Source organism: Streptomyces sp. NPDC037421, from assembly GCF_055602105.1.
In genome coordinates, this window is the sequence record NZ_JBVJWV010000035.1 from 44,549 (window position 1) to 65,499 (window position 20,951).

The window sequence follows — 20,951 nt, forward strand, 5'->3', positions numbered from 1 at the left end:
CATCCGTGCTCACGGCACTGCAAGGGGCGTACGGGGACCGTGCGGACGCGGTCACCGTCGCCGGCCGGACCGCCTCGTACGAGGAACTGCTGGGCGCGGCCGGAGCGGTGGCCGCCGACGTGGCCGGCGCCCCCGCCGTCGCGGTCGAGGCCACGGCCTCCCTGGAGACCGTCGCCGCGGTGGCCGGCTGCCTGCTGGCCGGAGTGCCCGTGGTGCCCGTACCGCCCGACGCGGGCGTCGCCGAACGCGAGCACATCCTGCGTGACTCGGGCGCCTGCCCCGTCACGGTGGACTTCGCCCGCCGGGCCGCCTGGAGCGGCCCCGCACCCGCGCCCGACGCCCCCGCGATGATCCTCTACACCTCCGGGACCACCGGCGCTCCCAAGGGCGTCGTCCTCGGCGGCGCCGCCATCGCCGCCGGCCTGGACGCCCTCGCCGAGGCCTGGCAGTGGAACGCCGAGGACACCCTGGTCCACGGGCTGCCGCTGTTCCACGTCCACGGCCTGATCCTCGGCGTCCTCGGCGCGCTGCGCACCGGCAGCCGCCTCCTGCACACCGGCCGGCCCACCGCGGCCGCGTACGCCGAGGCGGGCGGCAGCCTGTACTTCGGGGTGCCCACGGTGTGGTCCCGCGTCGTGGGCGAGCCGGAGCGGGCCCGGGCGCTGCGCTCCGCGCGGCTGCTGGTCTCGGGCAGCGCCCCGCTGCCGGAGCGGGTCTTCCGCGGCCTGGAGGAGCTGACGGGGATCCGGCCGGTCGAGAGGTACGGGATGACGGAGACCCTGATCACGGTGAGCGGCCGCGCGGGCGGCCCGCTGCGGCCGGGTGCGGTGGGGACGCCGCTGCCCGGCGTCCGTACGCGGATCGCGGCCGGGCCCGGGGAGGAGATCGGTGAACTCCAGCTGACCGCGCCCACGTTGTTCTCCGGCTACCTGGGGCGTCCCGAGGCCACGGCGGCCTCGTACACCGAGGACGGCTGGTTCCGTACGGGCGACATCGCGGCGATCGACGCGGACGGCACGCACCGCATCGTGGGCCGGGCCTCTGTCGACATGATCAAGTCGGGTGGCTACCGGATGGGGGCGGGCGAGATCGAGAACGCGCTCCTGGACCACCCGCGCGTGGCCGAGGCCGCCGTGGTCGGGGTCCCGGACTCCGACCTGGGCCAGCGTGTCGTGGCGTTCGTCGTGGCCTCGGAGGTGACCGGGGCCGAGCTCACCGACTTCGTCGCCGCACGCCTCTCGGTGCACAAGCGGCCGCGCGAGGTGCGGTTCGTCGCCGCGCTGCCGCGCAACGCGATGGGCAAGACCCAGAAGCGCCTGCTGCTGTCGGGTGAGGGGTGAGGCGGCGCCGGCGCGGCCCTCAGCCCGGCCCCGGGGACCCGGCGGGCGCCGGCTCGGCCTCGGGGCGGTAGTGGCGCAGGAACAGCTCTTCGAGGGTCGGGGGCCGGCTGACGAGGCTGCGCACGCCCGTCCGGGACAGCACCCGCAGGAACGTGCCGAGGTGCTCGTGGTCGACCTCGGCGGTGACCTCCGCGCCGTGCACCTCCAGGCCGTGGACGCCGGGGAGGTCCGCCAGGCCCTCGACGGGGGCGGCGAGTTCGGCCGTGACGTAGGTGCGCGACAGGTGCCGCATCCGGGCGAGCGTGCCCGTCTCGACCGTGCGCCCGTCCCGGACGATGCTGACACGGTCGCACAGTGCCTCGACCTCGGTGAGGACGTGGCTGGAGAGCAGCACCGTACGGCCCTCGTCGGTGGCCTCGCCGACACAGCTCTGAAAGACTTCCTCGGCCAACGGGTCGAGGCCCGAGGTGGGTTCGTCGAAGACGAGCAGCTCGGCGTCGGCGGCGAAGGCGGCGACCAGGGCGAGCTTCTGCCGGTTGCCCTTGGAGTACGTGCGGCCCTTCTTGCCCGGGTCGACTTCGAAGCGGTCCATCAGCTCTTTGGCCAACCGGGGGTCGGTGTTGTCGCGCAGCCCCGTGAGGAAGCCGACGGCGTCCCCGCCGGAGAGGTTGCGCCACAGGTTCACGTCGCCGGGCACGTACGCGATCCGCTGGTGCAGCGCGACCGCGTCGCGCCAGGGGTCGCCGCCCAGCAGCCGCACGTGGCCGCGGTCGGCGCGGATCAGGCCGAGGAGGATGCGCAGGGTGGTGGACTTGCCGGCGCCGTTGGGGCCGAGGAAGCCGTGCACCTCGCCCTTCTCGACGGTCAGGTCCAGGCCCTTCAGCGCGTGCGTGCGGCCGAACGACTTGTACAGTCCGGCAATCTCGATTGCCTTCGTCACATGTCGGAAGATACCCGAGTTTCAGAATATCGTGAAGACAGCGAAGAATATCGTCTGACGATCGATCACGGGGGAGACGGTATGGACACCAGTGCCAGCGAACAGCGGGGCTACAGCGAGGGGGTCTCGGCCTTCGTCGAACGGTTCGCCGCCGACCTGGTGGCCGCCGGGATGCCCCGGATGCCCTCCCGGGTCTTCGCGTGCCTGCTCGCCGAGGACGCGGGCGCGCTGAGCGCCGCGGAGCTCTCGGAGCGCCTGAAGGTCAGCCCGGCCGCGGTCTCGGGCGCGGTCCGCTACCTCGCCCAGATGCACATGGTCGGCCGGGAACGGGCGCCGGGCGAGCGGCGGGAGATCTACCGGGTCCACGCCGACCTCTGGTACGAGACGGTCACCAACCGGGACCAGATGCTCAACCGCTGGGCGGCCACCCTCAAGCAGGGGGTGGAGGTGCTGGGTCCCGATACACCGGCGGGCCTGCGGGCCGAGGAGACGGCCGACTTCTTCAACTTCGTGAAGGCGGAACTGGACTCGCTGATGGACCGCTGGCGCGCTCACCGGGGCGGGTGACCGTCCGGGCGGCGTTCCGGGCCGGGGCCGCCCGCCAAGGACGCGGCGGCCACCGCGAGGACCGTGCGGCACCGAGGAGACCCGGTGCCGCACGCTCCCGGAGGCACCTCCCGGCGGTAACCGGGGGAGGGACTCTTCTAGTACGTGTGGAAGCCCCGGCCGCTCTTGCGGCCCAGGTACCCCGCGTCCACCAGGTGCTCCAAGTGCCGGGCCGGCACCAGCGACGGCTCCCGGAACGAGGCGTGCAGGCTGTTCTGGATCTGAAGCGACACGTCCAGGCCGATCGTGTCCAGCAGCGTCAGCGGCCCCATCGGATAGCCGCAGCCCCGCGTCATCACCGCGTCGATCTCCCCGGCCACCGCCCGGCGCTCCTCCAGCAGCCGCACCGCGCTGTTGAGGTACGGGAACAGCAGGGCGTTGACGATGAACCCGGCCCGGTCGTCGATCCCGACCGGGTGCTTGCCCAGCCGCGCGCACACCTCGTGGACCGTCCCCAGCGCGTCCTGCGCCGTCAGCACCGTGCCGACCACCTCCACCAGCCGCATCACCGGAGCCGGATTGAAGAAGTGCATGCCGAGCACGTCCTCGGGCCGCGAGGTGACCGCCGCGCACTCCACCACCGGCAGGCTCGACGTCGTCGTCGTCAGTACCGCACCCGGACGGCACACGGCGTCCAGCCCCCGGAAGACCTCCCGCTTGACGGCGAGTTCCTCGGCGACCGCCTCGACCACCAGGTCGCAGTCCGCCACCGCCTCCAGCGAGTCCGCCGGAACCAGCCGCTCCAGCGCGGCCCGGCCGTCCTCGGCGCTGATCCGGCCGCGCTTGACCCCGCGCTCCACGGAACCCGCGACCTTGTCCAGCGCCTCCTTCGCGCGTACGTCCGTACGGGCCACCAGCCGCGTCGCGTACCCGGACCGGGCGAACACCTCGGCGATGCCCGACGCCATCGTGCCGGACCCGATCACCCCGACGCTGCGCACCGGCCGCGACGGCCGCGCGGAACCTCCCGCCCGGCCCCCCTGCGGGACGGCCGCGGCCCGGGGACCCGCCGGGCCCTCGGGCCAGGTGTGGAACCCCCGGCCCGCCTTCGCGCCCAGCAGCCCCGCCGTCACCATGTGGTCCAAAAGCGGCGGCGGCAGGAACTGCGCCTGCCCCGTCTCCTCGTACAGGCCGCGCAGGGTGTCGCGCGCCGTGTCCAGACCGATCAGGTCGAGGTGGGCCAGCGGCCCCAGCGGCAGCCCGCAGCCCAGCATCATCGCCGCGTCGATGTCGTCGCGCGACGCGTAACGGCGCTCGTACATCGCGACGGCGCCGTTCAGGTAGGCCATCAGCAGCCCGCCGCCCGTGAAGCCCGGCTGGTCGCTGGAGCACAGGGCCGTCCGGCCCAGCGCACCCACCAGCTCCTCGGCGGCCCGTCCCACCGACGGCTCGGTCAGGGGCGTGGTCACCACCTCGACCACACCGCCGTCCGGGGCGTGCCCGACCGGGTGCAGGCCGACCGTGCGCGGCAGCCGCCCGCACGCCGCCGCCACGCGGGTCACCGACAACGAGGTCGTCGTCGCGAACACCGCCTGAGGACCGCACAGTCCGTCGGCCCGCCGCAGCACCTCCGTCTTCAGCGCGAAGTCCTCCGGCACCGCCTCCACGACCAGCTCGCTGCCCGTGACGGCCGCGAGATCGGCCGTGTACGTGATCCGGGCCCGGGCCGCCGGATCCTCCAGCCCGCGCTCGACGCGCTCCCGGCCGCCGGCCAGGGCGTCACCGTCGGCCTCCACCGCCACCACCCGGGCGCCCGCCGAGGCGAGCGAGCGGGCCAGCGCGGATCCGACCGTACCGAGGCCGATCACCGCGACCGCGGTGAAGGGCAGGGCACCGGGAAGGGGTGCCGCGGATGCTGCCGTCATGCTGCTGAGTCCTTTCGGGGAGCGGGAGCCGCCTCCTCGTCCCAGCGGACGAGAACCGTGCCCAGGGACATGCCGCCGCCGAAACCGGCGAGCAGCACGACGTCCCGGTCCCGGAACGCCCCGGACCGGTACGCCTCGTCGAGGGCGAGGGGAATGGAGGCGGCGCTGGTGTTTCCGTGCTCGGCCACGGTGAGGTGCGTACGGGCGCGGGGCAGACCGAGACGGGGCACGGTCTCGCCCAGCATCACGCCGTTGGCCTGGTGCGGGACGAAGTGGTCGACCGCGGAGCGCTCCAGACCGTGCCGGTCCAGCACCTCACCGACCGCGCGCGGCAGTTCGGCGGCCACGAAATCGCGCACGCCGCGCCCGTTCATCCTGAAGTGGTGCAGCCCCTCCGCGACCGTCTTCTCCGAGGCGGGCAGCCGGCTGCCGCCGGCCTCGACGTGGATCAGTTCTGCCTGGTCGCCACGGCTGGCCAGGTACGAGCCGAGGACCCCGTAGCCGGACCGCACCGGACCCAGCACCACGGCACCCGCACCGTCACCGAACAGGACGGCGGTCCGCCGGTCCTCGCGGTCGATGATGCGCGAGTACACGTCGGCGCCGATGACCAGGGCGTGACCGCGGACCCCGCCGTCCTGTCCCGGCAGCAGCCGGGCCGCCGTCACCAGACCGAACACGAAACCGCTGCACACCGAATTCAGGTCGAAGGCGGCCGCGTTCACCGCACCGATCCGGTGCTGTACCAGACAGGCCGTGGCCGGCTGCGGGGAATCCGGCGTGGACGTCGCCACCACGATCCACGACAGCTGCGCCGCCGAGATCCCCGCCGCGTCCAGTGCGGCCCGCGCCGCCTCGACCGCCAGATCGGAGGTGGCCTCGGACTCGGCCGCGTAGCGGCGCTCCCGGATGCCCGTCTTCTGCAGGATCCAGTCCTCCGTGACCCCCGCCCGTTCCGCGACGAGCCGATTGGAGACCGTGTCGGCAGGCAGATACGACCCGGTGCCCAGAATTCCGATTGCTGTCATGACGGGCGGCTCCTCACCGTGGCGGTGGGCAGAAAGCGCGGGAAAGTGCGGGAAATGCATTCACCGCGGGGTGCTCGAATGGGACATTCAGCAATGGTTCTCGGAGCCCGAGCCGGGCGGTAACCCTTGCTCCGCCCCCTAGCCGCCCCTAGTGGTCCGGCAGGCCGGTGACCAGGAGCTGTTTTTAGCCGACCTTTAGAGCTGGACGTCAGCGTCTCGACGGTCTGCATGGAATTCCCCCGGTCCTCGGTCCGCCCGCGCGCCCGGCGGATCCCTGAAGACGCATCAGGCAAACAGGCGAAGGGGGAGATCGTGGCTGACCCGCTGAATTCGGCACGGCAGACGACGGCGGCTCCGGAGGAGTCCGGTACACCAGGCCGTACCACCGGGCCGATCGCGGTCATCGGCATCTCCTGCCGGTTCCCGCAGGCCGACGGCCCCGCCGCGTACTGGCGGCTGCTGCGCGACGGGACGGACGCCGTCACCGACGCGCCCGATGCGCGCCGCGAGGTCGTCCCCGCAGGGGCCGGTCCGGCCGCCGCCCGCGGCGGCTACCTCGACCGCGTCGACACCTTCGACGCCCGCTTCTTCGGCATCTCGCCCCGCGAGGCCGCCGCCATGGACCCGCAGCAGCGGCTCGTCCTCGAACTCGCCTGGGAGGCCCTGGAGGACGCCGGCATCCTGCCGGGCACCCTCAAGAACAGCGGCACCGGCGTGTTCGTCGGCGCCATCTGGGACGACTACGCCGACCTCGTACGCCGCTCCGGCGGCGCGGGTACCGGCCAGCACACCTTCACCGGGCTCAACCGGGGCGTCATCGCCAACCGGGTCTCCTACACGCTCGGCCTGAACGGGCCCAGCCTGACCGTCGACACCGCCCAGTCCTCCTCCCTCGTCGCCGTGCACCTGGCCTGCCAGGCACTGCTCAGCGGGGAGGCCGACCTGGCCATCGCCGGTGGCGTCAACCTGCGCGTCACGCCCGCCAGTTCCGAGATCACCGCCGGGTTCGGGGCGCTGTCGCCCGACGGCCGCTGCCACACCTTCGACGAGCGCGCCAACGGCTTCGTCCGGGGCGAGGGCGGCGGACTCGTCCTGCTCAAGCCCCTCGACCGGGCCCTCGCCGACGGCGACCGCGTCCACTGCGTCCTGCTCGGCAGCGCCGTCAACCACGACGGGGCCACCGACGGCCTCACCGTGCCCAGCCCCACCGCCCAGGCGGACGTCATCCGCCGGGCCCTGGAGGCCGCCGGCACCGACCCCGCCGAGGTGCAGTACGTCGAACTGCACGGCACCGGCACCCCGGTCGGCGACCCCGTCGAGGCCGCCGCGCTCGGCACCGCCCTCGGCGCGGCCCGCGACGCGGCCGACCCGCTGCCCGTCGGCTCCGCCAAGACCAACATCGGCCACCTCGAAGCCGCCGCGGGCATCGCCGGTCTCATCAAGGCGGCACTCGCCGTCGGCCACCGCGAACTGCCGGCCAGCCTCCACCACCGCACCCCCCACCCCGCCATCGACCTCGACGCGCTGCGGCTGCGGGTGCAGACCGAGGCCGGCCCCTGGCCGCACCCCGCCCGCCCCCTCGTCGCGGGCGTCAGCTCCTTCGGCCTCGGCGGCGCCAACTGCCACGTCGTCCTCGCCGAGGCCCCGGCCACCGCCGAGACCCCCGCGCCCGCCCCCGATGGCGGCGGGGACCGGGACGCCGGGACCGGCCGGACACTGCTCTTCCCGCTCTCCGGCCGCGGCGAGCAGGCCCTGCGCGCCCAGGCCGCCCGGCTCGGCGCGTACGCCGCCACCCACACCGGGACGGCCGCGGACCTCGCGCACGCCCTGGCCGCCACCCGTACCGCCCACGAGGACCGGGCCGTCGTCCTCGCCGAGGACCTCACCGGCCTCACCGCCGGACTCGACGCGCTCGCCGCCGCAGCCGCCTCCCCGCACCTGGTCCGCGGCCGGGCCGGCTCCGGCGCCACCGCCTTCCTCTTCTCCGGCCAGGGCAGCCAGCGCCCCGGCATGGGGCGCGAACTGCACGCCGCGCAGCCCGCGTTCGCCGCCGCCTTCGACGAGGTGTGCGCCGCCTTCGACGCACACCTGCCCCGCCCGCTGCGGGAGATCGCCTTCGCCGCCCCCGGCACCGACGCGGCCGCCCTCCTCGACCGGACCGCCTGGACCCAGCCCGCGCTGTTCGCCTTCGAGGTCGCCCTCCACCGGCTGCTCGGCCACCTCGGCGTCCGCCCCGACTTCCTCGTCGGCCACTCCATCGGCGAACTCGCCGCCGCGCACGTCGCCGGCATCCTCACCCTGCCCGACGCCGCCGCGCTCGTCGCCGCCCGCGGCCGCCTCATGGACGCCCTCCCCGAGGGCGGCGCGATGGCCGCCCTCCAGGCCGACGAGGCCGAGGTCGCGCCGCTGCTCGCCGGGCGCACCGACCGGGTGTGCGTGGCCGCCGTCAACGGCCCCCGCTCCGTCGTGGTCTCCGGCGACGAGGACGCCGTCGACGCCCTCACCGAGCACTTCGCCGCGCAGGGCCGCAAGACCAAGCGGCTGCCCGTCAGCCACGCCTTCCACTCCCCGCACATGGACGGCATGCTCGACGCGTTCCGCACCGTCGCCGCCTCCGTCTCCTACGCTCCGGCCCGCATCCCCCTCGTCTCCAACCTGACCGGGCGGATCGTCACCGACGAGGAGATCGGCACCGCCGACTACTGGGTGCGACACGTCCGCGAGGCCGTCCGCTTCGCCGACGGCATCCGCGCCCTCGACGCCGCCGGCGTCACCACGTACGTGGAACTCGGCCCCGACGGCGCCCTGTCCTCCGCCGGACGCGAGTGCGCGGGCGAGGACGCCGCGTTCGTGCCCGTCGCCCGTACCGGCAAGCAGCCCGAGCCGGAGTCGCTCACCACGGCCCTCGCCCGGCTGCACACCCTGGGCGCGGCCCCGGAACTCCAGTGGGAGACCCTCCTCGGCACGGCCGGCCCGGCTCCCCGGCTGGACCTGCCGACCTACGCCTTCCAGCGCCGCCGCCACTGGATCGACGCGGCGCCCGCCGCCCCGGTGGCGTCCCCGGCGGCCGCCCCCGCCGCCGCCTCCGCCGCCGACGACGCCCTGGACGAGGCGACGGACTCCGGCGCCGGAGCCCTGCGCGCCCGCCTCACCGCGCTCCCCGCCGCCGGCCGCGAGCAGGCCGTCCTCGACCTGCTCCGCGCGGACATCGCGGTCGTCCTGCGCCACGACGACGCCCGCGACATCGACCTGCGCGAGACCTTCCACGAGCTCGGCTTCGACTCCTGGACCGCCGTCGAACTGCGCGACAGCCTCACCCGCAGCACCGGACTGGCCCTGCCCAGCAGCCTGCTGTTCGACTACCCCACGCCCGTCGCCCTCGCCCGCAACCTCGTGGAACGCGCCCTCGGCCACCTCGCCGACCCGGCCGCGGCAGCCCGGCGCACCGGCGCCGCGGCCGCCGACGAACCGATCGCCGTCGTCGCCATGGCCTGCCGCTTCCCCGGCGGCACCGACTCGCCCGAGGCCCTGTGGGAGGTCCTCGCCGCCGGCCGGGACGTCACCGGCCCCTTCCCCAGCGACCGCGGCTGGGACCTGGAGGGCCTCTACGACCCCGAGGGCCGGCCGGGCACGCACTACGTGCGGGCGGGCGGCTTCCTCGACGGCGCCACCCTCTTCGACCCCGCCTTCTTCGGCATCTCGCCGCGCGAGGCCGCCGCCATGGACCCGCAGCAGCGGCTGCTGCTGGAGACCTCCTGGGAGGCCCTGGAGCGCGCCGGCTTCGACCCCCTCGCCCTCAAGGGCACGGACACCGGCGTGTTCATCGGCGCGACCTTCCAGGACTACGGCCCGCGCCTGCACGAGGGAACGGAGTCCACCGAGGGCTACCTGATGACCGGCAGCACGCCCAGCGTCGCCTCCGGCCGCATCGCCTACACCCTCGGCCTCGAGGGCCCCGCCGTCACCGTCGACACCGCCTGCTCCTCCTCGCTGGTCGCCCTGCACCTGGCCGCGCAGTCCCTGCGCCAGGGCGAGTGCACCCTCGCCGTGGCGGGCGGCGTCACCGTCATGCCCACCCCCGGCCTCTTCGTCGAACTCACCCGCCAGCGCGCCCTGTCCGCCGACGGCCGCTGCAAGTCCTTCTCCGCCGACGCCGACGGCACCGGCTGGGCCGAGGGCGCGGGCGTCCTGCTGCTGGAGAAGCTCTCCGACGCGCACGCCAACGGCCACCAGGTGCTCGCCGTCATCCGGGGCTCCGCCACCAACCAGGACGGCGCCAGCAACGGCCTCACCGCCCCCAGCGGCCCCTCCCAGCAGCGCGTCATCCGCCAGGCCCTGGCCAACGCGGGCGTCACCGCCGACACCGTCGACGCCGTCGAGGCCCACGGCACCGGCACCAGGCTCGGCGACCCCATCGAGGCGCACGCCCTGCTCGCCACCTACGGCCAGGGCCGCGACGCGGACCGGCCGCTGTGGCTCGGCTCCCTGAAGTCCAACACCGGCCACACCCAGCAGGCCGCCGGTGTCGCGGGCGTCATCAAGATGATCCTGGCCCTGCGCCACGGCGTCCTGCCCAAGACCCTGCACGCCGAAGAGCGCTCCCCGCACATCGACTGGTCGACGGGCTCCGTCGAACTGCTCACCGAGGCCCGTCCGTGGCCCGCCGCCGAGGAGACGGGCCACCCGCGCCGCGCGGGCGTCTCCTCCTTCGGGATCAGCGGTACGAACGCCCACCTCATCCTCGAAGAGGCGCCGGCCCAGGCGTCGCCCGAGCCGGAAGCGGCACCCGCCGACGGCCCCGTGGCATGGCTGCTGTCCGCCAAGACCGAGGACGCCCTGCGCGAGCAGGCCGCCCGGCTGCGCACGCACGCGGCCGAGCACCCCGACACCCCCGCCTCCGCCGTCGCGGCCGCCCTCGCCGGGCACCGCTCCGTCTTCGGCCACCGGGCGGCGGTCCTGGGCTCCTCCCGCGCGGAGCTGCTGGCGGGCCTGGAGGCCCCGCTGGTGTCCGGTGTGGCGGACGCGGGCGGCAAGACGGTGTTCGTCTTCCCGGGCCAGGGTTCGCAGTGGGCCGGGATGGGTGTCGAACTCCTGGACTCGTCGCCGGTGTTCGCGGCCCGGTTCGCGGAGGTCGCGGCGGCCGTGGAGGCGCATGTCGACTGGTCGGTGGAGGAGGTGCTGCGCGGGGACGGGGACGGCCTGACCCGGATCGAGGTGCTCCAGCCGGTCCTGTTCACCGTGATGGTCTCCCTGGCCGAGCTGTGGCGGGCGGCGGGCGTGGTGCCGGACGCGGTCGTGGGTCACTCGCAGGGTGAGATCGCGGCCGCGGTCGTCTCGGGTGCGCTGTCGCTGGAGGACGGCGCCAAGGTCGTCGTGCTCCGCTCGCAGCTGTTCGCCGACGAGCTGGTGGGCCGGGGCGCGGTCGCCTCGGTGTCGCTGGGCGCGGACGCGGTCCGGGAGCGTATCGCCCGGTACGGGGACGCGCTCTCGATCGCCGGGATCAACGGTCCGGGTACGGTCACCGTCGCCGGCGAGGTCGCCCCGCTGGAGGAACTCGTCGCCGCCCTGGAGGCCGAAGGCGTCCGCGCGAAGGTCATCCCGTCCACGGTGGCCTCCCACTGCGCGCAGGTCGACCGCCTCCGGGAGCGGGTCCTGGACCTGCTGGGCTTCGTGGAGCCCCGGACGGGTTCGGTCCCGCTGTACTCCACCGTCACCGGCGAGGCCCTCGACGGCTCCGAACTCACCGCCGCCTACTGGTACGAGAACTGCCGGCAGCCCGTCTCCTTCGAACCCGTCGTCCGCACCCTCCTCGCCGACGGCTTCCGGGCCTTCGTGGAGTCGAGCGCGCACCCGGTCCTCACGTACGGGCTGGTGGAGACGGCCGAAGCGGCGGGCGCGGAGATCCTGGCGACGGGCACGCTGCGCCGTGGCGAGGGCGGACTCACCCGGTTCACCACCTCCCTCGCCACCGCCTGGACCCGCGGCGTCGACGTCGACTGGACCTCCGTCCTCACCGGCTCCGGCGCCCACGCGGCGACCGAGCTGCCCACCTACCCCTTCCAGCGCGCACGCCACTGGCTCGACGCACCGGACACCGGCGGCGCCGACGTGTCCGCGGCCGGCCTGGCCGAGGCCCGGCACCCGCTGCTGGGCGCGTCCGTACGGGTCGCCGACGGTGACCGCTTCCTGCTGACCGGCCGGATCTCCCTGGGCAGCCACCCCTGGCTCGCCGACCACGGCGCGCTGGACACCGTCCTGCTGCCCGGCACCGCCTTCGTCGAACTGGCCGTCCGTGCCGGTGACGAGGCCGGCTGCGCCCACCTCGAAGAGCTCACCCTCGAAGCCCCGCTCGTGCTCCCGCCCCGCGGAGCCGTCCAGGTCCAGGCCGTCGTCGGAGCCCCCGACGGCTCCGGCCGCCGCTCCGTCGCCGTCTACGCACGGCCCGACGACGCCGGCACCGACACCGCCTGGACCCGCCACGCCACCGGCTTCCTGGCCCCCGCCGCCGCCTCCGCGACCGGCGCGGACCTGGCGGTGTGGCCGCCGACCGGGGCCCGGCCCGTCGACGTGGAGGGGTTCTACGGGCGGGCTGCCGAGGCCGGTTACGCGTACGGGCCCGCCTTCCAGGGTCTGAAGGCCGCCTGGGCCGTGGACGGGACGGTGTACGCGGAGGTGGCGCTGGATTCCGCGCAGCGCGAGGAGGCGGCCGCCTTCGGCCTGCACCCCGCCCTCCTCGACGCCGCCCTGCACGCCGAGCAGCTCGTCCGCGCCGCCCGCGGCGAGGACTCCGGCGTCCGGCTGCCGTTCGTGTGGAGCGGCGTGTCCCTCCTCGCCACCGGGGCCGCCTCCCTCCGCCTGCGCATGACCCCCCTCGGCACCGACACGGTCGCGCTGGACGTCGCCGACGCCGAGGGCCGCCCCGTGGCCCGCGTCGAGTCGCTCGTGCTGCGGCCCGTCGCCGCCGGAGCCCTGCGCGGCGCACACCGCGACGGACTCCACCGCGTCGAGTGGTCGGCGGTCCCCGCCACCGGGGACGCCGACGCGCTCCCCGACCGGACCGAGCTGGGCGGCGCCGCCTACCCGCGCCTCGCCGACCTCACCGCCGCCCTCGACCAGGGGCTCGCCGTCCCCTCGACGGTCGTCTTCTCCTGCCCGCCCGCCACGGGTGCGGACACGGACGGAGCCGGGACCGCCGAAGCCGCCCGCGCGGCGACGGCCGCCGCCCTCGGCCTCGTCCGGGACTGGCTCGCCGAGGACCGGCTGGCCGCCGCCCGGCTGGTGGTCGTCACGCGCGGCGCCGTCTCCGTACGCGCCGGCGAGGACGTCATCGACCTCGTGCACGCCCCGCTGTGGGGTCTGCTGCGCTCCGCCCAGACGGAGAACCAGGACCGCTTCGTCCTGGTCGACCTCGACCCGTGGGACAACGGCAGCACCGACCTGGCCGCCGCACTCGCCACCGGGGAACCCCAGCTCGCCGTCCGCGACGGCTCCCTGCTCGTCCCGCGCCTGGTCCGGGCCACTGACGTGTCCGCCAAGGGCGCCGTCTGGGACCCGGAGGGGACGGTGCTGGTCACCGGCGGTACGGGTGCGCTGGGTGCGTTGGTCGCCAAGCACCTGGTCACCACGCACGGCGTCCGGCACCTGCTGCTGGCCGGCCGTCGCGGCCCGGACGCCTCAGGTGCGGCCGAACTGGTCGCCGAGATCGCCGAGCTGGGTGGTACGGCCGAGGTCGTGGCCTGTGACGCCGCCGACCGGGAGGCGCTGGCTTCCGTGCTGGCGCGCGTCCCGGCGGACCGTCCCCTGAGGGGTGTGGTCCACGCGGCCGGGGTGCTGGACGACGGGCTGGTCGGCTCGCTGACGGACGAGCGCCTCGACGCGGTGATGCGCCCGAAGGCGGACGCCGCGTGGAACCTGCACGAGCTGACCCGCGACCTCGACCTCACCGCCCTCGTCTTCTTCTCCTCCATCGCGGGTGTCTTCGGAAACCCCGGCCAGGCCAACTACGCGGCCGCCAACGCCTTCATGGACGCCCTCGCCCACCGCCGGCACGCCCAGGGCCTGCCCGCCACCGCCCTCGCCTGGGGCCTGTGGGAGCAGTCCAGCGGCATGCTCGCCCACCTCAAGGACGGCGACCTCGGCTGGATGACCCGCGCCGGCATCCTGCCGCTGGCCTCCGACCACGCCCTCGCGCTGCTCGACTCCGCGCTGCGCGCCCCCGGCGACCCCCTGCTGGTCCCGGTACGCCTGGACGCGGCGACCCTGCGCACCCGCGCCGCCTCCGGGATGCTGCCCGCACTGCTGCGCTCCCTGGTCCGCACCACCGCCCGGCGCGCCGTCGAGGCGGCCGCCCCGGAGGCCGAGGTCTCCTCGCTGGTCCGCCGACTCGCCGCCCTCGACGCTGCCGAGCGGGAACGCGAACTCCTCGACCTCGTGCGCGGCCGGGTCGCGGCGGTGCTCGGCCACGCCGACCCGTCGGCGATCCGCCCCGACAAGGCGTTCAAGGAGCTCGGCTTCGACTCCCTCACCGCCGTCGAACTGCGCAACCAGCTCGGCGCCGCCACGGGCCTGCGGCTGCCCGCCACCATCGTCTTCGACCACCCCACGATCAACGCGGCCGCCCGTTTCCTGCTCACCGAGCTGCTCGGCGCACAGGACGGAGCACCGGCCGCCGGCACCGACGGACCGGCCGCCGCCGCCCCGGCCGCCGCCGCCCATGACGAGCCGATCGCGATCGTCGGGATGGCCTGCCGCTACCCCGGCGGGGTCGGCTCGCCCGAGGACCTGTGGCGGCTCGTCGCCGAAGGCCGTGACGCCGTAGCCGGCTTCCCCACCGACCGCGGCTGGGACCTCGCCACCCTCTTCGACTCCGACCCCGAGCGGCTGGGCACCACCTACGCCCGGGAGGGCGGATTCCTCTACGGAGCGGGCGACTTCGACCCCGTCCTCTTCGGGATCTCGCCGCGCGAGGCCCTCGCCATGGACCCGCAGCAGCGGCTCCTGCTGGAAGCCTCCTGGGAGGTCTTCGAGCGGGCCGGGCTCGACCTCGACACCGTGCGCGGCAGCCGCACCGGCGTGTTCGCCGGAGCCATGCACCACGACTACGCCTTCCGCGTCGAGGAGAACCCGCAGCGCGTCGAGGGATACGGCCTGACCGGTACCCAGGGCAGCGTGGTCTCCGGCCGCGTCGCCTACACCTTCGGGCTGGAGGGCCCGGCCGTCACCGTCGACACCGCCTGCTCCTCCTCGCTGGTCGCCCTGCACCTGGCCGCGCAGTCCCTGCGCCAGGGCGAGTGCACGATGGCGCTGGCCGGCGGCGTGGCCGTCATGGCCACCCCCAGCGTGTTCGTCGAGTTCAGCCGCCAGCGCGGCATGGCCGCCGACGGCCGCTGCAAGTCCTTCTCCGCCGACGCCGACGGCACCGGCTGGGCCGAGGGCGTGGGCGTGCTCCTCCTGGAGAAGCTCTCCGACGCCCGCCGCAACGGCCACCGCGTCCTCGCCGTGGTGCGCGGTACGGCGACCAACCAGGACGGCGCCAGCAACGGCCTCACCGCCCCCAACGGCCCCGCCCAGCAGCGCGTCATCCGTCAGGCCCTCGCCAACGCCCGGCTCGCCCCGCAGGACGTGGACGCGGTCGAGGCCCACGGCACGGGCACCACCCTGGGCGACCCCATCGAGGCCCAGGCCCTGCTCGCCACCTACGGGCAGGACCGGCCCGAGGACCGGCCGCTGCTGCTCGGCTCCCTGAAGTCGAACATCGGGCACGCCCAGGCCGCCGCGGGCGTCGCCGGGGTCATCAAGATGGTCATGGCGATGCGGGAGGGCGTGCTGCCGCGCACCCTCCACGTCGACGAGCCCACCCCCGAGGTCGACTGGTCGGCCGGTGCCGTGGAGCTGCTCACCGAGTCCGTGGAGTGGCCGCGGACCGGCCGCCCGCGCCGGGCCGGCGTCTCCTCGTTCGGCATCAGCGGCACCAACGCCCACGTGGTCATCGAAGAGGGCCCGCAGGAGCCCGCGCCCGCCACGGAGCAGGAGCCCGCCCGGCTGCTGCCCTGGGTGGTCTCGGCGCGCAGCGCCGGAGCACTGCGCGGCCAGGCCGCACGGCTGCTGGACCTGGACGGCTCCGTCCCGGCCGCGGACGTCGCCACCGCGCTGCTGACCACCCGGTCGCCGCTGGAGCACCGCGCGGTGGTGCTCGCCGAGGACCGCGACGGCTTCGCGGCCGGACTCCGCGCCCTCGCCGAGGGCACGGGCGCGCCCGGCGTGACGCAGGGCCTCACGGGCACCGGCGAGCGGATCGCCTTCCTGTTCTCGGGTCAGGGTGCGCAGCGTCCGGGCATGGGCCGTGAGCTGTACGAGGCGCAGCCGGTGTTCGCGGCCGCGTTCGACGAGGTGTGCGCGCACTTCGACCTGCCGCTGGAGGACCTGGTGTTCGGCGGCGGGGACGAGGTCCACCGCACCGAGAACACCCAGCCCGCCCTGTTCGCCATCGAGGTGGCCCTGTACCGGCTGGCGGAGTCCTTCGGCCTGCGTCCGGACTTCGTGGCCGGTCACTCGATCGGTGAGATCGCCGCCGCGCACGTGGCAGGCGTCCTCTCCCTGGCGGACGCGGCTCGTCTGGTGGCGGCCCGCGGTGCCCTGATGGGCGCCCTGCCGGAGGGCGGCGCGATGGTGTCGATCCGTGCCACCGAGGAGGAGGTACGCCCGCTGCTGTCGGCCGGTGTCGACATCGCGGCGGTCAACGGCCCGGAGTCCGTGGTGGTTTCCGGTGCCGAGGACGCCGTCCTGGCCGTCGCCGCCACGCTCGCGGACCGGGGCCGCAAGACCAAGCGCCTGACCGTCTCGCACGCCTTCCACTCGCCGCTGATGGAGCCGATGCTGGAGGCGTTCCGCGAGGTGGCCGAGACCCTGACCCACGGGACCCCGGCCGTCCCGGTGGTCTCCAACGTCACCGGTGAGCAGATCACCGAGTTCACGGCCGACTACTGGGTCGAGCACGTCCGGGGAGCGGTCCGGTTCGCCGACGGCGTCGCCCACCTGGCCGGGCAGGGCGTGGGCCACTTCCTGGAGCTGGGTCCGCAGGGCGTTCTCGCCGCGATGGCGGGGGAGAGCCTTCCCGAGGCCTTCTCCGGGCTGCTGACCCCGGTGCTGCGCAAGGACCGCCCCGAGCCGGAGGCCTTCCTCGGCGCCCTCGCCGAGGCCTGGACCCGCGGCCTCCCCGTCGACTGGGCCCCGCTCCTCGCGAGCCGCCCGGCCCGCCGGGTGGACCTCCCGACGTACGCCTTCGATCACGAGCGGTTCTGGCTCGCCCCCTCCCGTACCGCGAACGGCGCGGCGGCCGGACTCGGCCTGACCTCCGCCGCCCACCCCCTGCTCGGCGCCTCGGTCGACCTGGCCGACGGAGACGGGCTGGTCCTCACCGGCCGGCTGTCCGCCGACACCCTTCCGTGGGCCGTCGACCACGCGGTGGCCGGCACGGTCCTGCTGCCCGGCACCGCCTTCGTCGAACTCGCGCTCCGCGCGGGCGACGAAGTGGGCTGCGGCCGCCTGGAGGAGCTGACCCTGGAAGCCCCGCTCGCGCTCCCCGAGCGCGGCGCGGCCCGCCTCCAGATCGCCGTGGGCGCGCCGGACGAGGAGTCGGGCTCCCGCAGCGTCGTGATCCACTCGCGGCCGGAAGGCGCCGAGGCGGCCCTGCCGTGGACCCGGCACGCCACCGGTACCCTCACCGCCGCCGCGCCCGCGCCGACCGGTGCGGAGTTCGCGGTGTGGCCGCCGGCCGGGGCGCGGCCGGTCGACCTGCGCGGGTTCTACGAGGGCCTCGCCGAGGCCGGTTACGCCTACGGGCCCGCCTTCCAGGGCCTCAAGGCCGCCTGGCGGTCCGGCGAGGAGGTCTACGCCGAGGTCGTCCTCGACCCGGCCCGGCAGGAGGAGGCCGCCGCGTTCGGCGTGCACCCGGCCCTGCTCGACGCCTCCCTGCACGGCATGCTGCTCGACGTCGCGTCCGGTGCCGACAGCGGTCTGCGGCTGCCCTTCGCCTGGAGCGGGGTGACCGTGCACGCCGAGGGGGCCTCGGCCGTACGGGTCCGCCTGGTGCCCGCGGGCGCCGACGCCGTGGCGGTCACCGTCGTGGACCCGGCCGGGCTGCCGGTCGCGACCATCGACTCCCTCACCCTGCTGCCGGTCTCCCACGACCAGCTGCACCGGGCGAGGTCGGCCGACCAGGACGCCCTGTACCGGGTCGACTGGACGACGGCCACCGCCGCGGACGCACCGCAGCTGAACTGGGCGGTGCTCGGCTCCCCGGCCGACGACCCGGACGAGGGGGGCCTGCCGGCCCACGCCGACCTCCAGGCGCTGGCCGCCGCCATCGCGGGCGGCGCCCCGGCCCCCGACGCGGTGCTGCTGCCGGTCGCCCGGACGCGCACCGCCGTACGCGCGGACGGCGTACGGGAGGCCACCGCAGGTTTGCTGAGCACGCTCCAGCACTGGCTCGCCGAGCCCGCGTTCGCCTCGTCCCGCCTGGTCGTGGCGACGCGCGGCGCGGTCGCGGCCCGCCCGGGCGAGGACGTCACCGACCTGACGCACGCCGGGCTCTGGGGCCTGGTGCGCTCCGCACAGGCCGAGAACCCCGGCCGGCTCGTGCTCATCGACACGGACACCGCCGTCGAGGACGCCCCGGTGATCCCGGCCGTCGCCACCGGCGAGGGCCAGATCGCCGTCCGCGACGGGGAGTTCCTCGTCCCGCGCCTCGCCCGCGCCGACGCGGGAGCCCTGCTCGCCCCGCCGCAGGGCGCCCCGCACTGGCGGCTCGACACCACCGGCGGCGGCACCCTGGAGAGCCTGGCCCTCACCCCGTTCCCGGAGGCGGCCGAGCCGCTGGCCCCCGGACAGGTGCGGATCGCGGTCCGCGCCGCCGGTCTGAACTTCCGTGACGTCCTGATGGCGCTCGGCATGTACCCGGACAAGATCGTCCTGGGCAGCGAGGCCTCCGGCGTCGTCACGGAGACGGGCCCGGGCGTCACCCACCTCGCCCCCGGCGACCGGGTGATGGGCATGGTCCCGCACGCCTTCGGCGAGGTGGCCGTCGCCGACGCGCGGATGGTGGCGCGGATGCCCGAGGGCTGGTCCTTCGAGCAGGCCGCCTCCGTGCCCGCGGTGTTCCTGACCGCCTACTACGCGCTGGTCGACCTGGCCGGGCTGAAGGCCGGGGAACGCGTCCTCGTGCACTCGGCGGCCGGCGGCGTGGGCATGGCCGCCGTCCAGCTGGCCCGCCACCTGGGGGCCGAGGTGTTCGGCACGGCCAGCGAGGGCAAGTGGGGCGTACTGCGCCGGCAGGTCAGGCTGGAGGGCGCCCACTACGGGTCCTCCCGCTCGACCTCCTTCGAGCAGCGGTTCACGCACGCGACCGGCGGCCGGGGCATGGACGTGGTCCTGGACTGCCTGGCCGGGGAACTGGTGGACGCCTCGCTGCGGCTGCTGCCGCGCGGCGGCCGCTTCATCGAGATGGGCAAGACCGACATCCGCGACCCGCAGGACGTGGCCCACGCCTACCCGGGCGTGCGCTACCGGGCCTTCGACCTGATGGAGGCCGGTCCGGAGCGGATCGGCGAGATGCTCGCCGAGCTGGGCCGGCTGTTCGAGGCGGGTGTGCTGCGGCCGCTGCCGGTCCGCGCGTGGGACATCCGGCGGGCGCCGGAGGCGTTCCGGTTCATGAGCCAGGCCAAGCACACCGGCAAGATCGTGCTGACGGTTCCGCAGGGCTGGGACCCGGCCGGTACGGTCCTGGTCACCGGTGGCACCGGGACCCTGGGCGCGCTGGTCGCCAAGCACCTGGTCACCACGCACGGGGTACGGCACCTGCTGCTGGCGGGCCGGCGCGGCCCGGACGCCCCCGGCGCGGCCGAACTGGTCGCGGAGATAGCCGAGTTGGGCGGCACGGCCGAGGTCGTGGCCTGCGACGCCGCCGACCGCGACGCGCTCACCGCCCTCCTCGCGGCCGTCCCCGCCGGCCGGCCGCTGCGCGGGGTGGTCCACACCGCCGGAGTCGTGGACGACGGGGTCCTCGGCTCGCTCGACGCCGACCGGCTGGCCCGCGTACTGCGGCCCAAGGTCGACGCCGCCGTCAACCTGCACGAACTCACCCGCGACCTGGACCTCACCGCCTTCGTCCTCTACTCGTCGGCGGCCGGCGTCCTCGGCAACGCGGGCCAGGCCAACTACGCGGCGGGCAACTCCTTCCTGGACGCCCTCGCCCAGCACCGGCGCGCCCACGGACGGCCGGGCGTCTCCCTCGCCTGGGGCCACTGGGCCGAGTCCAGCGGCATGACCGCCGGACTCGACACCACCGACCTCGCCCGCCTCGGCCGGTCCGGCTTCCTGCCCATGACCAACGAGCAGGGCCTGGCCCTCCTCGACGACTCCCTGCGCCAGGACGAGCCACTGCTCGCCCCCGTCCGGCTGGACCTGGCCGGACTGCGCGGGCAGGCCCGCGACGGCTCCCTGCCCGACGTGCTCAAGGGCCTCGTACGCGCCCCGGCACGCCGCATCGCCGGACCGGCCGTCGCCGAGGGCGCCGAGCCGTTGGGCCGGCGGCTCGCCGCCCAGCCGGAATCGGAGCGGGAGCACCTGCTGCTGGACCTGGTGCGGACCAACGTCGCCACCGTCCTCGGGCACGGGGCGCCCGCCGCCGTCGGCGCGGACCGCACCTTCAAGGAGCTCGGCTTCGACTCGCTGACCGCCGTCGAGTTCCGCAACCGGCTGGGGGCCGTCACCGGACTGCGGCTGCCCCCCACGCTGATCTTCGACTACCCGACGGCCGGCACGCTCGCCAAGCACCTGCTGAACGAGCTGGTGCCCGAGGAGGCCGCCGCCGCCCCCGGCGCCGACCTGCTCGCCGAACTCGGCCGCTTCGAAGTGGCCGTGCTCGCCGCCGACCCGGAGGCACCCGGACACGACGAGGTGACCGGCCGCATCGAGGAACTCCTCCAGCGCTGGAAGGCGGCGGCGTCCGCCTCCGCGCCGACGGCATCCGCCGGCGGGGAGGACGTGGCGGACCGGCTCCAGTCGGCCTCGGCCGACGAGGTACTCGACTTCATCCAGAACGAGCTCGGGGTCTCCTGATCCCCGGCGACCGCGAGAACAGGGAAGGACACGCCGCGATGGCGAACGAGGACAA

Annotated in this window: 6 protein-coding genes; 3 read left to right on the top strand and 3 right to left on the bottom strand. The window is 75.3% G+C overall.

All coding sequences use genetic code 11. The annotated features are described in order from the left end of the window. Positions 1–5: 5 nt before the first annotated feature. On the top strand, positions 6–1,340 hold the full coding sequence (locus ACZ7IF_RS33115; protein ID WP_470979218.1) for an AMP-binding protein: 1,335 nt from the start codon (positions 6–8) through the stop codon (positions 1,338–1,340). Between the two features lie 19 nt (positions 1,341–1,359). On the opposite strand, the gene ACZ7IF_RS33120 is transcribed toward ACZ7IF_RS33115, so the two are convergent. Continuing rightward, entirely contained in the window at positions 1,360–2,280 is a 921-nt protein-coding gene (locus tag ACZ7IF_RS33120; protein ID WP_470979221.1) for an ABC transporter ATP-binding protein, read from the bottom strand. An 81-nt stretch (positions 2,281–2,361) separates the two neighbouring features. Here ACZ7IF_RS33120 and ACZ7IF_RS33125 point away from each other — a divergent pair, with 81 nt between their 5' ends. After that, complete coding sequence (locus tag ACZ7IF_RS33125; RefSeq protein ID WP_470979224.1) at positions 2,362–2,847, top strand: GbsR/MarR family transcriptional regulator; 486 nt, start codon at positions 2,362–2,364, stop codon at positions 2,845–2,847. Between the two features lie 137 nt (positions 2,848–2,984). Here the strand turns inward: ACZ7IF_RS33125 and ACZ7IF_RS33130 are convergent, their stop codons facing one another. Both ACZ7IF_RS33130 and ACZ7IF_RS33135 read right to left on the bottom strand, forming a co-directional pair. Further along, positions 2,985–4,751: a 3-hydroxyacyl-CoA dehydrogenase family protein gene (locus tag ACZ7IF_RS33130; protein WP_470979227.1), complete on the bottom strand. Its 1,767-nt coding sequence runs from the start codon at positions 4,749–4,751 to the stop codon at positions 2,985–2,987. Then, entirely contained in the window at positions 4,748–5,779 is a 1,032-nt protein-coding gene (locus ACZ7IF_RS33135) for a 3-oxoacyl-ACP synthase III family protein (RefSeq protein WP_470979230.1), read from the bottom strand. The genes ACZ7IF_RS33130 and ACZ7IF_RS33135 overlap by 4 nt, the downstream gene beginning before the upstream one ends. 312 nt (positions 5,780–6,091) lie before the next feature. Between ACZ7IF_RS33135 and ACZ7IF_RS33140 the strand changes: the two genes are divergently transcribed. Then, entirely contained in the window at positions 6,092–20,896 is a 14,805-nt protein-coding gene (locus ACZ7IF_RS33140; RefSeq protein ID WP_470979232.1) for an SDR family NAD(P)-dependent oxidoreductase, read from the top strand. Positions 20,897–20,951 lie beyond the last annotated feature (55 nt).